The organism is Burkholderia sp. HAN2018, assembly GCF_024704855.1.
Taxonomy (GTDB): domain Bacteria; phylum Pseudomonadota; class Gammaproteobacteria; order Burkholderiales; family Burkholderiaceae; genus Burkholderia; species Burkholderia cepacia.
Map to the genome: position 1 here is coordinate 1 of NZ_QOBB01000529.1, position 889 is coordinate 889.

Sequence of the window (889 nt, forward strand, 5' to 3'; positions counted from 1 at the left end):
CGCGATGGCCGCGGCCGTGCTCGAGGCGCTCGACGAAGCGCGCGACCCGCACTGGGCCGCAGTCGACCTGCGCGTGGAGCCCGGCATCTCGGCGTCGCTCGCGACGGCCGCCCAGGCCGGCGCGCCGCTCGGCCACGATTTCTGCGCGATCTCGCTGTCGGACAACCTGAAGCCGTGGGACGTGATCGAGACGCGCCTGCGGCACGCGGCGCAAGCCGATCTGGTGATGGCGTTCTACAACCCGATCTCTCGCGCGCGGCCGTGGCAGCTCGATCGCGCGCTCGATGTCGTGCGCGCGCATCGCACGGCCGATACGGTGGTCGTGCTGGGCCGCGACATCGGCCGGCCGGGCGCGACACTCACGACGACGACGCTCGGTGCATTGCGCAGCGACCAGGTCGACATGCGCACGATGGTGATCGTCGGCTCGTCGACGACGCGCCGCTTCGCGATCGGCGAGGGTCGCGAGTGGGTCTATACGCCGCGCTGGTATCGCTGAACCCGGTCAGCGCGCCGGCCTGACGCCGTGCGCGCCGGCATACGCCGTACCGCCCGTCCCCCAGAACCGGTACACGAGCACGCCGACGACGGCCTGCGCAACGACCACGAACGCGACGCAGCCGGCCCATCCCCACCGGTGCCAGCCGGGCACCGGCAGGATCGAGCCGAGGCTGCCGCCGAAGTAATAGCAGGACAGGTAGATGCCGATCGCCGTCGAGCGCGCGCTCGACGCCGCCTGCGAAATGAACGTGTTGGCCGACGCCTGTTCGACGAACACGGCGGTCGAGCCGAGCGCGAGGCCGGCCAGGATCACCGGCACGTGGTCGGACAGCGTGAGCAGCGCTCCGCCGATCGCGAGCGCGGCCGCGGCGAGCCCCGGTGCGCGCGG

General features: G+C 72.4%; 1 protein-coding gene and 1 pseudogene. One reads left to right on the forward strand and one right to left on the reverse strand.

Going from position 1 to position 889, the window contains the following annotated elements; genetic code table 11:
- Window positions 1-499 (forward strand): precorrin-3B C(17)-methyltransferase (locus DPV74_RS41565; protein ID WP_205571996.1); only part of this gene is annotated, 499 nt, incomplete at its 5' end.
- 6 nt (window positions 500-505) lie between these two features.
- Here DPV74_RS41565 and DPV74_RS41570 read toward each other — a convergent pair.
- Window positions 506-889, reverse strand: a pseudogene (locus DPV74_RS41570) (MFS transporter); the annotation flags it as partial.